This is a genomic window from Paenibacillus sp. J31R109 (assembly GCF_059692055.1).
In genome coordinates this window covers 35010-48943 of the sequence record NZ_JCAUAR010000001.1, presented here as the reverse complement: position 1 = coordinate 48943, position 13934 = coordinate 35010, and the positions used below count along the sequence as shown (strand labels likewise).

10 protein-coding genes are annotated in these 13934 nt (G+C 47.4%); 4 read left to right on the top strand and 6 right to left on the bottom strand.

Annotated elements, in window-relative coordinates:
• Positions 1 to 109 precede the first annotated feature (109 nt).
• The 4 genes from AC58QT_RS00175 to AC58QT_RS00160 are packed head-to-tail and all read left to right on the top strand — an operon-like array spanning position 110 to position 4678.
• Complete coding sequence (locus AC58QT_RS00175; protein ID WP_497407227.1) at positions 110 to 1729, top strand: response regulator; 1620 nt, start codon at positions 110 to 112, stop codon at positions 1727 to 1729.
• Positions 1730 to 1732: 3 nt separating this feature from the next.
• Entirely contained in the window at positions 1733 to 3541 is a 1809-nt protein-coding gene (locus tag AC58QT_RS00170) for a cache domain-containing sensor histidine kinase (RefSeq protein WP_497407226.1), read from the top strand.
• 49 nt (positions 3542 to 3590) lie between these two features.
• On the top strand, positions 3591 to 3989 hold the full coding sequence (locus tag AC58QT_RS00165; protein ID WP_497407225.1) for a CidA/LrgA family protein: 399 nt from the start codon (positions 3591 to 3593) through the stop codon (positions 3987 to 3989).
• Complete coding sequence (locus AC58QT_RS00160; protein ID WP_497407224.1) at positions 3986 to 4678, top strand: LrgB family protein; 693 nt, start codon at positions 3986 to 3988, stop codon at positions 4676 to 4678. Before AC58QT_RS00165 ends, AC58QT_RS00160 begins: the two co-directional genes overlap by 4 nt.
• A gap of 313 nt (positions 4679 to 4991) precedes the next feature.
• On the opposite strand, the gene AC58QT_RS00155 is transcribed toward AC58QT_RS00160, so the two are convergent.
• From AC58QT_RS00155 to AC58QT_RS00130, 6 genes are read right to left on the bottom strand one after another with little or no spacing between them, the layout of a single operon-like run.
• The gene (locus AC58QT_RS00155; RefSeq protein ID WP_497407223.1) at positions 4992 to 6332 is read right to left on the bottom strand and encodes a sulfatase-like hydrolase/transferase; all 1341 of its coding nucleotides are present in this window, start codon (positions 6330 to 6332) and stop codon (positions 4992 to 4994) included.
• An 11-nt stretch (positions 6333 to 6343) separates the two neighbouring features.
• Positions 6344 to 7828 carry a sulfatase gene (locus AC58QT_RS00150; protein WP_497407222.1) on the bottom strand — a complete coding sequence of 495 codons (1485 nt, stop codon included), beginning with the start codon at positions 7826 to 7828 and terminating at the stop codon, positions 6344 to 6346.
• 34 nt (positions 7829 to 7862) lie between these two features.
• The gene (locus AC58QT_RS00145; protein ID WP_497407221.1) at positions 7863 to 8891 is read right to left on the bottom strand and encodes a glycoside hydrolase family protein; all 1029 of its coding nucleotides are present in this window, start codon (positions 8889 to 8891) and stop codon (positions 7863 to 7865) included.
• Positions 8892 to 8906: 15 nt separating this feature from the next.
• On the bottom strand, positions 8907 to 10703 hold the full coding sequence (locus AC58QT_RS00140; protein WP_497407220.1) for a cellulase family glycosylhydrolase: 1797 nt from the start codon (positions 10701 to 10703) through the stop codon (positions 8907 to 8909).
• Positions 10704 to 10716: 13 nt separating this feature from the next.
• The gene (locus tag AC58QT_RS00135; protein WP_497407219.1) at positions 10717 to 12072 is read right to left on the bottom strand and encodes a sulfatase family protein; all 1356 of its coding nucleotides are present in this window, start codon (positions 12070 to 12072) and stop codon (positions 10717 to 10719) included.
• A 5-nt stretch (positions 12073 to 12077) separates the two neighbouring features.
• Positions 12078 to 13931, bottom strand: coding sequence for a CehA/McbA family metallohydrolase domain-containing protein (locus AC58QT_RS00130; RefSeq protein ID WP_497407218.1), 1854 nt, complete (start codon positions 13929 to 13931; stop codon positions 12078 to 12080).
• Between the last annotated feature and the right edge of the window lie 3 nt (positions 13932 to 13934).

The following is a 13934-nucleotide window of genomic DNA, read 5'->3' as shown; positions in this document are numbered from 1 at the left end:
TATTCTGACTTGTTCGGTTTCTAGCAAAGGACAGCCTCTTTTTCAATAATTTTAATGGTATACTTTATAAATAGAACGGTTTCAAGTCCTAACAATCTGGGGGAACTTCATGTATAAACTGCTAATTGTCGAGGATGAACCTCTGATCCGAGCTGGTTTACAGCACTATTTTGACTGGTCAGAGCTTGGTGTCACTACGATTGTTGAAGCTGATAATGGCAGGGAGGGCATGCTCACTGCGCTACGCGAGGAACCCGACCTAATCATTACCGATATTCGTATGCCAGAGATGGACGGTCTTCAGATGATTGAACACATTCGAGCGGCACTCCCGGATACCCTCTTTATCATATTGACTGGATTCAATGACTTTGAATATGCTCAAAAAGCAATTCGTCTTGGCGGCGTGCATGCCTTCCTACTTAAGCCTATGGAATACGAGGAAAGCTTGTCAACCATTCAAAGCTGTATGGCAACACTTAAACAAAGACGTAACGACAAGATTCTGCGTACAGAGTTGGAACAACAGGCCAGAGAAACCACTAGCTTTAAGAACAATCAATTGGTTAAATTCCTTTTGGAAGATGAGCATGCCGCTTGGGAGGAAGGTATTTCTCTTCATCTGCGTGACTTCGGAAGCATGGCGTTTACGTATCAACCCTTTGTTGTAACTTGGCTACCTATGGCTACGACTCCAACTTATGAAAGAAAAGCGTTTCGCCTAAAAGCTGAGCTTAACATTCAGACAGCTCTAGAAACCATGTATGGCTCAAGTATTCCCATGCACCTATTCGTATATATAGATCGAGCAAAATGCTATGCAATCGCCGTCATGGAAGATCAAAAGAACCTACAGGAGATTCATAATCTCTCTCTTTCAACCAATGACTCCAGCTTATTTATGGCCATTGGCAGATCAACAACGGACAGTTCCCAATTAACGCAACGGCTCCGACTAACGGATCAAGCACTGTACCAACGCTATTTTCAAGTGAATCAACAGGTCCTCTTTCCGTTGGAAGTGAGTGAGGTACCTGCGCGTGCCAAAGATGTACGATTGCTTCTGGATGAAGGGGATAAGAACCGTGTGATCTCTAGTCTTGAAGTTGGAAATAAAACTGATATTGAGCAGCTCATGCACCGATTTGCCCAAGATTTAATCACTCATTTGCCCCACACATCGATGGACCGCGGATTCGCTTTTATCCAAGAAATCATCGCTATCACCCTTCGATTCGCTCATCGAAACGGAATTCCGGTGGAAGGCGTTTACAGCGAGAAACTGCTTAAACTGACATGTGTAGATGATTTCCGAACGCTTGAAGCGCTCTTCAGCTGGCTTGCTGCATGGATGGTGCAAGTCAGCGAAGTATATCGGAATGAGTCCACGCTATCTAATCACCCGGATGTGCTTATTTTTGAACATATTGAAGCTTACATTAAAGAGCATATTGACCAAGATATTACGTTGCAAATGGTTGCTGATCGTTTCTTCTATAACCCATCGTATTTAAGTCGTATTTTTAAAAGAAAGCTAGATAAGAATTACATGCGGTTTGTGACCGAAATTCGCATCCATTATGCACAAGAATGCTTGAAGAAGCCCGAATACTTGGTTACGGATGTATGCACGATGTGCGGGTACAAAAGCTACAAACATTTCGTCAAAACCTTCCGCAGTATCACGCATATGACCCCTACCGACTATCGAAAAAAGTGGGGGTGGTAACCTTTGAACGCATGGCGGCGGCTCTTGCAAACCTATCGAATGAAACATGTGAATCACCAGATTTTCGTACTCATGATTGGGATTATCACGGTCCCCTTATTGATCATCTCGGTCATTATTTATTTCTTTTCGATCCAAGCTGTTAAAAATGAGTACCAAAGCTCCTCAAACCTGATTCTCACCAACCTGTCCTTCAATATTGACCAATATTTGCAAAGTATTGAAAAGGGCACGCTCAACGCACAAATGGATGGACAGCTGCAGAACGCATTAGCGCATTGGATCGCGGACGGGGATGAGAACAACAATGATCAACTTATTCAATACGGCAACACGATCGAGAACTTTGTCAGTTCTATTGAAATGACGATTAAAAACGTGGATAGCGTGCAAATTTATGCAGGTTCTCGTGTCTTCTACTCGGCCAACTTTAATCGTTCGGATTATGATGTGAAGGACTTCACGAAGGAGGCCTGGTACTTACAGACACAGCAAAGTAAAGGCGGTATCGTACTGTTCGGGACCCACTTTCCCTTTCATCGTGTCAATGCCAAGGATCCTGTTATTTCCATTGCGAGGGTTATTAATAAGGTCGGAAGTAAGCAGCCGCTAGGGGTTATGCTCATTGATATTCGCTTGGATTCGTTACGTGAAATTTTGACACTGTCGGAGACCAGTAAACGTAACTTCTCAATTATCGATAGCCAAGGAGCTAGCATTTACAACTCCGAAAGTACGCCGGCGACTGCAAATGTTCCCATTACGTTAGATCCTCAGAAACTTCAAACGGTTCTTCACGATGAAAATGGCAGTTTTTACGCTTATTTCGCCGGTGCCAATTCGTTCATTAACTTCGTGACCTCGCCCTATTCGGGGTGGAAGGTCATTCAATCCATCGATGAGAAAGAGATGACGAAGCAAGCGACGGTTTTGATCAAAATTATTTTGGCGTTAGCCTTCTTATCCCTAGGAACTGCCGTGCTCTTCATGTTCATTCTATCCGCGCGCGTGACGAAACCGATTATTCTCTTGAGCCGCAAGGTAAAAATGGTGGGCTTAGGTAATTTCGATGTCGATATTCGCTCAGATCGGCAAGACGAGTTCGGCGTGCTGTACCAAGGGATTCGCAAAATGTTAGAAGATCTGCAAAACTATATTGAATTTTCCTCCATGGCCAAAGCCCAACAAAAAGTCGCGCAATATGGCGCTTTGAAAAGCCAAATTAATCCGCATTTTCTTGCCAATGTCTTGGAAACGATTCAAATGAAGGCCATTATGAGCGGACAGCGCGATGTCGGTGAAATGGTTGGCATTCTTGGGCGCCTGTTCCGCATCCATATTCAAACTGGCAAGGAAACGGTTACCCTGCAGGAGGAATTGATCCACATTCGACTGTATGTGAAAATCCAACAGCTGCGTTTCGGGGAAAAAATTCAGTATCGTGAACAACTGGAAGCGAATAGCGAGACGTTGCAAGTGCTGCACTTTTCGTTACAGCCGCTGATCGAAAATGCTTTCGTACATGGACTGGAACGGAGTAGTCAAGCAGGACTGCTCGAGGTATCTTCCCACATTTCGGGGGATGACTTACTCATTCAGGTGAAGGATAATGGAGTTGGCATGGATGAAATGAAACTGCTACAACTGCGAAATCGACTAGCTCAACCATCAGACACACTCGATGAAACACATATTGGCATCAAAAATGTGCATGATCGCATCGTTTTCTACTTCGGTGATTCTTACGGAATTGAGTTGGAAAGTCGGCCTGGCGAAGGTACAATGGTAAGCATACGAATTCCTGCACGGTAGGGGGATGGCTCATCATCGACAACTTGCGACTAACAGACAGGGGGACCTTATGCGAGGACTCGCAATATTACTTGCTTTTAACATGATAGGTATTTGGCTTCAAACCAGCTTTCACGTCCCGCTTCCGGGGAACGTTATTGGACTTATTCTCTTTACAATCGCACTCTTTACGAAGCTCATTAAGCTGGAGTGGGTGGAAACGACGGCCAATTGGCTAACTGGACATATGATGCTGTTTTTTCTGCCTTTTGTTGTGGGGACAATGGCGTTCTTCCCTCTGATCGGCCAAAATTGGCTATCCATCGGGGTTGGCGTCATTGGGAGTTCGATAGCTGTCCTACTTGTTACTGGATTTATTACGTCTAAATGGCAACGGCGTGAAGATCAAGGTCAACGCATGCCAATCGGTTCCAGCGGGCAAAAGACCATCGAAGGCGGGATGAAATGACAACTTCCGCTTGGCTCATGAACCCGATCTTCGGCATTGCACTCAGTATCGCAGCCTACACGGCCGCTCAGTACATTCATCAGCGGTGGCGTTGGCTGCATCCGCTTTTTGTATGTTCAGGCTTCATCATTTGCATCCTGCTTAGTTTCCATATCCCCTATGCTGCCTACAAGGTCGGCGCCGACATGATTACCGTGCTGCTTGGCCCAGCAACTGTTGCGCTAGGTGTACCGCTGTATAAGCATGCGGGATTGATCAAAAAGCATATCACCAGCATCTTGATCGCGGTGACCATTGGTTCGCTAACCGGCATCCTTGGTGCCGCTATGCTGGTAGGACTGCTCGGCGGAAGCCGCGAAATTCTCCTCAGCATGCTGCCGAAGTCGGTGAGCTCACCGATCGCCTTGGAAATATCGCGACATCTCGGCGGCTTGCCGGAGTTAACAGCTGTGCTGACCGTGCTCACCGGATTGTTCGGGAGCATGATTGGCCGCAAGCTGCTGTCATGGCTCGGTATCCGAGACGCGCTATCAATCGGCATCGCCGTCGGAACTGCGGCACACGGCATTGGTACCGCACGGCTCCTCAAGGATTCCGAGGAGGAAGGCAGTATGAGCGGCTTCGCCATGGGCGCTGCTGGGATCATGACATCGATTTTGTTCATTCCGGTGTATTGGTGGTTTAGTTAGTCTAGCATAAAGCCCCCAGCATGAAGCGTTTGCTTCAGGTTGAGGGCTTTTTTGATTAACATGACTGGGAGCAGAGGCTAGTTCGTAAAAATAGCGTTATGAAAACATCTTATTTGCTAGATTGGCAGAGAATTCAGGAGAATAACGTTATCACACAGCGTTATTTTCAATAAACGGGCGAATTCCGCTCATTTTAATCGAAATAGCGATATTCCGTAACGCTAATTTTTCATAGAACATGAATGTAGAGTAAATAACGTTATGGCAGAACCTTATTTGGAATCTTTGATGACCGCAACCTTAATCCCCCAGTTTAACTGGACAAAATCCATCTGTTTATCAACCGCTCCCGCAACCACGCAAGCTCCGGACTCGCCACTTCTTCACAATGACCAATGATGGCGGCTGTCAACTCCTCCACCTGCTCACGATACGCCTCTTGACCGAATACATTGTTCTTCTGCAGCGGATCATTCACACGATCGAACAAAATATGATCGCCTTCTTTAACGTAAACAAGCTCATATAGATTCGTAAAAATACCGATTTTCTCTTGCGTATTATGATAAATGAACACTTCATCCTTCCATGCTGGATGCTCTCCACGCAAGAACGGAGACGCATCTCTTCCTTGCTCTTGACCGCTCGCTGCAACTCCCATTAATCCAGCCATCGTTTGCTGGAAATCGACGACACTTACCAACTTATCCACATGCACCCCTTGTGGAATACTTGCCGGCCAACGCATCAGCATTGGCACACGATAAGCGGTCTCGTAGAGGTTATTTTTATGGACAAGTCCATGCTCACCCATATATTCTCCATGGTCTGACGTAAACACCACAATCGTGTTCTCAGTTAGTCCGCGTTCAGCTAACGTATGCAGTAGCTTCCCAACATTGTCGTCGATGCACTTCACTTCACCGCAATATTGCACTTTCGCCGCTCTTAGCATGCCCTCGTTCCAATTGCCTCTCACATCCACCTTGCCACCGCCAATGCCAGCAGGGCGAACACTGTTATGGAACGTCTCCGGCACTTCCATCGCATTCAAATCATACATCGTGTCATACGGGGCTCTCACCGAATATGGGGTATGCGGATCTGGTATGCTGAGCATGAGATAGAAGGGACGCTCTCTCTCCTCTTCAATAAAAGCAATCGCTTTATCCGTCAGCCAATCGGTCGTATACGTCTTCGCATCGCCAATATCGATACTATGAAGCGGCTTTCCCCCAGGTACATCAATCAAGCTCTTCCAATGTCCTCGATTAAACATATAACGAGTATCTGCAAAGCCCATCGCATCCTCCGGCTCCATCCAACCAGGACGAGGTGTACCGTCCAAATGCCATTTCCCAACATAGCCTGTGTCATACCCTTCCTCTGTCAAAAGCTGCGCTAACGTGATTTCGTCCCGCCCGAGACGCAAATCATTCGCATAAGCACCATTTGCATGCGGGTACCGTCCTGTTACAAAACATCCCCTCGAAGGTGTACATAACGCAGAATTGGTGAAAAATTGGTGAAACACAGCCCCGTCCTTTCCAATGGAATCCGTATAAGGTGTCTCAATTTCACGCCCGCCATAAATGCCTAACGTCCAACAGCTTTGCTGATCGGTTTGAATCACAAGCAAATTCGGCTTCGTCATAGCCAGCCCTCCTAAATATCCTCTTCATTTGGTAAGCCAAGTCGTTCGAATTGCTCCTCTGGCGCTTGTATTTCCTTCATGGCCTTCACCATCAAGTGCATCATCTTCTCTTCGAGCTCGGGATCACGAATGGGATTCTGCTGATGATAATCGTGCTCAATATCAAAGAGAAGGGTTTCCCGTGTAAGCGGTGCATGACCTAACTCCGGCCCGCTGCCCTTCACCCTGAACTTGAACACAGGATAGTTCGTGTGAGCGAGGAACCTGCCCACTTCGACCTCACTCATGTCCGTTCGCCTGACAAAACTGCGGAATGCCGTGGGCATCGCTGTATACAGATGGCAAGGTTGATTCTCCTTACTCGCTGCAGTCCGCATATACGTGTAAGTGCCGTCCGTCACATTGACGTCCATGCCAAAATAGCCGTACAAGGCAGCTTCCCGAATCTGTTCGGTTCGATAATCTAACAACGTCAACAGGGATTGACCGCGAACCTCGGGAGGAATTGCTATGTCGAAATGCTCTAGCAGCGTAGGCATCATATCGATATTTTGCGTTAGCGCATCGATTCGCTCTCCAGCCCTCGCACCGCCAGGCAGATGGATCATCAATGGCAAATGAGCCAATTCGTTATAGACGCTCATGACATTTTTGCCTAGATGGTTGTGCTCTCCTAGCAGAAAACCATGATCCGTCGTCAAGATGATCAAGGTGTCTTCCCACATCCCATAGGCATCTATTTTATCCAGCAACTTGCCGAACCAATGATCCACCATCGTTAAGGAAGCCGCATACCGCTTTCGCAAGTGCTCACTAGCTTCAGGAGACTCGGGATTCATGCCATAATATGGCCAATTATATCGGGGACCCTCATACGTATCGTCGTAAAGCGCGAGATATTCATCGGGACAATCAAAGGGCTCATGTGGATCAAACGGTTCTACCATGAGAAAAAAGTCATCCCCTGCATGGTTATGATCCAACCACTCACAAGCTGCTTGCATGGTTCTCGGCGTTGAATACGCTTCTTCACTAGTCAGCTTCTCACGATTGCGCTCGAATTGTGGATGAACACGTCCGAGATACGACTCTGGATATTCAGGTGGTTCTACTCGCGAGACCCACGGATCGAACTCCTGCCCCCGATGGAAGTCCCAAGTCGTAAACTGTTGACAATAGTTCTCCCCGCCAGTCGCGAAATAATGATAATGATCTGTCACCATATGTGAGAAGATCCCGTTCTGAGCAAATTGCTCCTGTAACGTCACATCGAAAGGCTCTAGACCTCCCCAGCCTCGTTCCAGAAAACTCAATCTGCCTGTAAACAAATCGCGTCTTGCAGGCATACAAGGAAGTGACCCCGACCAATGATTGGTAAATACAGCACTTTTCTCGGCAAAACGTTCGATATTCGGCGTCTTCACCCACGTCTCTCGATTGTACGCGGTCAGGGAATGGCGATTTAAGGTATCCATCATGACAAGTATTGCTCTCATTTAACTCCTCCTTAGCCAAAACCAATACAAAGTACTACTTCAACGGTATGGCGATTGTCCATGTGTGATCAGCAGGATTGGCGGTATCATAGACACCTCCACGATTTGCAGCCGCTGCATAAAAATGCGTAGGCACACCATTTTGAATCAGCAGCTGGGGTCTTTCTAAGGAGCCTAACTCCGTAATCGTCCCATCGTTCCAGCGTATCGTTCGTGAATACGCCAGCGGTGTGCGAGAAACGGACCAATGAGTACCATCCTGCGAGGTCGCGTGAATCCCAGCATGCTTTTCTCCGCAGATGCCGCCTTCCATGTCTTTCATAATCAACTCATACGCATTGTCATGAAACCACAAATACGGGTCTTCAATATGATCCTCATGGCCATTAAACGTAAAAATCGGTTCTTCCCGCAAGCGTTCATAAGGCTGATCGTAGCGTTCCGCTTTTGCAATCCCCAGCCGCAGTCGATCGGTCTGATTCGCTGTTGATTTATAAGCCAGCTGAACTTGCCCGTTAGGCAGTATGCAAGCAGCTGGGTTCGTCGTCATCAACCCATCCCAGCACCCAGGTCGTGGTTGAAGAATAGGCGCATCAGGTCGCTCCCATGGCCCATACACACTTGACGCAACAGCCAATCCGATACGCTGATTGCGTCTAGCTTCTGCGGTCTTCGTGTTTCCCCATACCTCATGGTGAGAGCTATTGGGCCGCTCCCCTTCATACGTCGTTCCTGTGTAGTACAGGAGGAACTTACCGTTGTAGGCATGGATCGTTGGATTATGCGTCATCATGCCGTCCCAGAAGGAGGCTCCCCTCGCAGGGAGCACAACTTCTTCGAAGTGAAACGGACCTTCCGGTGTATCGGATACGGCTCTAACAATTTCTGAGTTCGTTACCCAGTAGGGCCAAAAGCTCACTTCCTTCGACCATCTTGAAGCAAACATATGATACCTGCCATCCTCACCTTGGATGACTGAGCCGCACCAAATCCAGTACCCTTCCATTGCGAAGCCACCACCTACCGGGGCTGGCAACAGCTTATGAATAAATGATTCGCTCATCCCGCTTCGTCCTCTCTAATAATTCACATAGAAGCGCATATCCGCGAGCTGCGTCACATTCGCACCTACGGTAGAGTTCAATTCGACTTTTACATACTTCGTACCGCTTGGGAGTGAGCCATCATTTTCAAAATAAATAGATTTCCAGCCATTATCCGTCGGTTCGGGATCATAACTCAATGTCGTCGCAGTGGTCCAATTCGTACCATCAACAGAGGTATAAAAATTCAGACCGCTTAATGCATCCTTGTAGTATATATGCGCGTAGAAACCACCGAGATTATCAAGTTTATACACGATATTCCCCGGATTCGTGTCCGAGCGTCCTGCACGGGAAACATCGCCATTAAAGTACGCTGCGTTGGCTGAATTGAATTGCATATTAGCCGTATGAGAATAAGCGACAGACCAAGCATTCAAATTATCTTGTACGCTCAATCCTTCAGACCAATTGGTAAATTCCAGGTCAGCAATCTGCGTGATATGACTCGCTGTATTCGAGGAAATCTCGATTTTCAGATACTGCGTTCCGCTTGGAATGGGCTCATCACTGCTGAAGTTAGCCCCTTGCCAGCCATTCGAGGTGCCCACTGGTGTCGATTTTTTACTCGTCAGCTTCTCCCAATCTGATCCATTGTTGGATACATAAAATTTGATTCCTGCAAAACTATCATTGGAATAGATGTGGGCTTTGAATTTACCAATATCCGGCGCTTTGTACACGATATACCCCGCATTGGTATCTGTACGAGATACTCGTGACGTGTCCCCGTTGAAATACGAAGGATTGCCTGATGCAAACTGAAGATTAGCGGAATACGCATACACCTTGCTCCAATCATCCAACGTATCCGTCGTAACCGTCCCAGGAATCCAATAATACCCTTTATATTTGGCATCATTCACATAGTCATAATACTCGGTGAATCGACCGTCACTTCGACCCGCACGGAAATTCATAGAGCTAATACCGGCTTCTTCATGCGCTTGCCCTTGATATTTATTACCTTCCAAAGAGACAGCACCATCGTTGAATTTTGGATAATTCCATTCCGTATTAATGACAGGATGTTGATTGCGCAGCTGGTTAATCTTTGTCATATTCGACGTGCCATAAGTGTGATAGGAGATGACGTCCACATTATTCGCCCAAACAATACCTGCTTTGTTGGCAAAATAATTAACCTTACTCGTCATATCTTCATTCGCATGAGAAAAAGCAAGACTCAGAATCGGTGTATTCGGCGCTGCCGCTCGCATGATTTGATAAATATCTGCCAAATTGTCCATTTTCGCATTTGAATAATCATTCGGCGACCATGCCACAGGCTCATTGGTAATTTCATAAATCACATTCGTGTCATCTTTATATCGATCAGCAGCCACACTCCAAAAGTCGGTTAAATAGGGCTTGCTGAAGGAACCGGGGTCATCACCAGGTGTTAGGACCACATAGATACCAGCATCCTTGGCATTCTGAACTATGGTGTCTAGATGCGTCATATTCTCTGCAATCGTCCACGTTTCAAGACCCGCTTCCAAGTAAGCCATCTCATCCCAGTTGGTCACGCGAATGGCATTCAAGCCAGCAGCACTTGCGCGACGCCAATATTTGGGGTCCTCGACCTCACCAGTAGGTTTCGTATAGCTTTTGCCGTAATAAGCGACACCGATGCGCAACAAATCACCCGTGCTCGTTTTTAACGTATTGTTTTGAATAATTGGCCTGCCTGGCGTTGTTGCAGATACCTCCAAAGATAAAATCAACGTAACGATAAACGTGATAACCATCATAATTGCGATTTTTTTCACTTTAATTCCCTCCCTATGTACGGTTGTCTAAATAGAAAGACTGTGCTTCTTGAAATTGGTGTGCTTTCTCATTCTCAAGGGCTGGTGAGCAAATGCCAAATAACTCCCCTTCTAGCTCATGCGCTTTTCCTGGAAAATGCGTATACAGATTGAGCAATTCCTGAGGATCAGCAGCCAGATTAAACATAAGATGCGGCGCCTCCATGCAATAAATGAGCTTCCAATCACCTTTGCGAATCAGATAGGAGCCAGAACGTGTACCATGACCGTGATATTCGGAGAAAATCACCCGATTGGTGTCATCTTTAGCCATTAGTTGAAGAGGAGTACCGATCCAATTCGAAGGGCGCTTGGCACCCACAGACGCGAAAATCGTTGCCTGCACATCATGAAGATCTACAGGTGTATGCACAATGGTGTCCATAGGAAAGTCAGGACCTGCTGCCAAACACGGCACCCTCACCGAATCCTCAAACAACGCACATTTCCCCCAGATTCCAAACTTCCCCATCATCTCGCCATGATCTGATGTATAGACAAGGTTTGTCGACTCCTCTAGGTTCAATGCATGAAGAACATCCAAGATAAGTCCTAGTTGCTGATCAACGAAGCTAATATTAGCGAGATATCCTCTACGCAAGCCTTTTATTTGATCTTCGCGATAATGAGCAAACTCAAAATGATCGCGTAAATCCCGAGAATAAGGGTGCTGCGCAGATTCGGACTGATGCATACGATCAAACTTAGGTAGACCCGCACCATCTGGATACAGCTCCCAGAACTCGCTAGTGTTCCAGTGCGGTGGATGTGGATTAATGATGTTGATGGTCAAGCACCACGGTTGATCTAGCTTAGTCGCATTCTCCTGTAACCACGTAATCCCCGCATGTACGACTTGCGAATCTTGGTCGAACGCCGTGTCTTTGACACCATAGGCATCAGCCTTCTCTGCTGCACCATGTCGGATGGCGAGCGGTTTGCGCTGGAAATGAGTATCTCCGATCGGTTTTCTGTCCTTGCACAAAAGCATCTCAGAAAAGCCTAGATTTTCACCTTTGTCGTAAACATCGGTTTTGCCAATGTAAGTTGTATGAATGCCTTGCTCTCGGAGTACCGCCCCGTATGTGGCTGCATGCGATGGCACATTCACCGTACAATTGGAGTATGCTTGCAACTGATGTACACGTTGTCCTGACATAAACGCTGAGCGGCTCGGCATACATAAGGGCGAAGGACAGTACGCGTTCGTATATAAGACACCTTTTCGTGCAAGGCGTTCCACATTCGGTGTTTGAACTAGGGGATGACCATACACCGATGAATAGAACGGATTATGCTGATCGGACATAACAATGATCATATTGCTCATTGCACTCACCCACTCGTCAGACTTGATTCCGCCTTAACTTCCACAAAGATCGGACTCCCATACATAAATCCACCGTCACGCTGCAGTGCCCGGAGATAGAAATAGGTTGACCTGCTAACTCGCTCCAGCGAGACTTGAATATCAAGGTGTGTTGTAGTCGAAGAGGATGACCACACGACTTCCCCTTCTGAAACGATTTCAATGGATTGTAAAGGAGCCTCTGCTTCGATTTGGAGATGAGCGTTCAGTTCTGAGCCTGCCGCAAGTTGAAGTTCGCCTCCCATCAGCACATCATTGATCGTGTACCAGACAATGGCCCTGGTATCACAGACTGCCCATGTGTGACGGTTCCACAGTGCTTGAAACAAGCTGCGCCGTTCTACTCGATCCGTCCAGACGCCTGTGAGAATGACGCTTTTGCGATTCTCATAGATCACTCGCCCTGGCCAACCTACATGGTTATCGGTTCCTCCGGTAAAACCTAGTTTGTGGCCATCCTGTAAGGCATCTTGCGCAGAAGCGTAATGGTTCTGAACCAACCCCCGCCAAGCGTCGGCGTAGTCATTTTTTTCTTGATTGCCGCGATTTTGTACAATTTCCACCAATCGTCGATAGTCACGTGGCGCCATCCAGTCATATTGATGCCAGGCTGGTATTCCGTCCTTTTTGAGCGTAGCCGTACTATTCGTATGATGAGGTACAGCGATGAAATCCTGGAACGTATCTAAACGGCTTGTTGCTAATGCCAGATCCTTGGGCTGGAAATCCGCTTTTCCCCTGCATACGGCTGCATGATCAGGTTCCAAAAAGTAGTAATTCTCATGTCCGCGATTGGTTGAGTTCTCCCAGCCATAGAGGGTAGCGAACGCATCGGATTCATTAAAAGAATCCGTCAACTGCACGGTTCGCTCCCACTCCACGCCTGCTGGATCATGATCACTTGGCGCTGCAAAATTCATATTCAACGCATCCCGTGCGCTGCTATAAGCCTCTTGCATGGAACGGCCGCCATCAGCTCCACTCGCTTCCTGCGTATGCCAATGAATATCGCCGAAGGCAGGCTGCAGGCCTTGCTTCAGCCCTGCAAGGATTGGATTACCTCTCACGACGAGGTATTCCCCATCAACGAGGCCGTTCATGATATTCTCATGCAGGGATAAGGCATCCATGGGAATGCGTACGGTGACGACATCCGTGTGCTCTGATGCGGCTAGTGCAAGTATTTGAGCATCTTGCATGGGTATTGTCGCTTCGCTATCGTTCCAAGCGTAAATGAGGGGGACTTGTTTCGCGAACGAGGACGGATTACCATAACGGTCCTCTGGGACGAGACACGTCCGGATTTTCCCATCCACGCCCTGCATCGGATGCGCGTAGACGGAGAATCTCTCCACGGGGCCAGCTTTCACATGTAAGCAACAGCCCTCTTCTGACTCACGTACACTCGGCTTTGGCTCCGTGTCTTTGTCGATCAAAGCAGCACCAACAGGTTCGCGTACCCAAACGAACAACTCCAAATCCATCCCAGCGAACATGGATGGTGTCGTTAGCAGCTTGATGCTGATGGGCTCGCCTTTGCGAATCATTCTGAGCAGCTTGGCTTTCATCAGCAGCCGCAGCTTCTTATTCTGAAACACATCAGGTCCCGATTTCGTGATATGGGGGCTAAACAATATTTCAGCTCCCTCCATATCTATCCGGTGCACGGTCCACTCATAATACTGGCGAAATAAACCAGCACGAATTTCGACTTCCGTGCCGGGAATATAGTTTTTCTCAGGAAGCCATGTCAACTCATAAGCAAACTGCCGATGCGCTGAACAATGCGCTTCCCCATCCTGTTTGATGCGAAGTGCCATTCC

Coding starts and splice junctions, on each gene's coding strand:
- AC58QT_RS00155 (WP_497407223.1), bottom strand. CDS start 6,332: ATGACGAAGCCGAATTTGCTTGTGATTCAAACCGATCAGCAAAGCTGT.
- AC58QT_RS00175 (WP_497407227.1), top strand. CDS start 110: ATGTATAAACTGCTAATTGTCGAGGATGAACCTCTGATCCGAGCTGGT.
- AC58QT_RS00165 (WP_497407225.1), top strand. CDS start 3,591: ATGCGAGGACTCGCAATATTACTTGCTTTTAACATGATAGGTATTTGG.
- AC58QT_RS00130 (WP_497407218.1), bottom strand. CDS start 13,931: ATGGCACTTCGCATCAAACAGGATGGGGAAGCGCATTGTTCAGCGCAT.
- AC58QT_RS00150 (WP_497407222.1), bottom strand. CDS start 7,828: ATGAGAGCAATACTTGTCATGATGGATACCTTAAATCGCCATTCCCTG.
- AC58QT_RS00160 (WP_497407224.1), top strand. CDS start 3,986: ATGACAACTTCCGCTTGGCTCATGAACCCGATCTTCGGCATTGCACTC.
- AC58QT_RS00145 (WP_497407221.1), bottom strand. CDS start 8,891: ATGAGCGAATCATTTATTCATAAGCTGTTGCCAGCCCCGGTAGGTGGT.
- AC58QT_RS00135 (WP_497407219.1), bottom strand. CDS start 12,072: ATGAGCAATATGATCATTGTTATGTCCGATCAGCATAATCCGTTCTAT.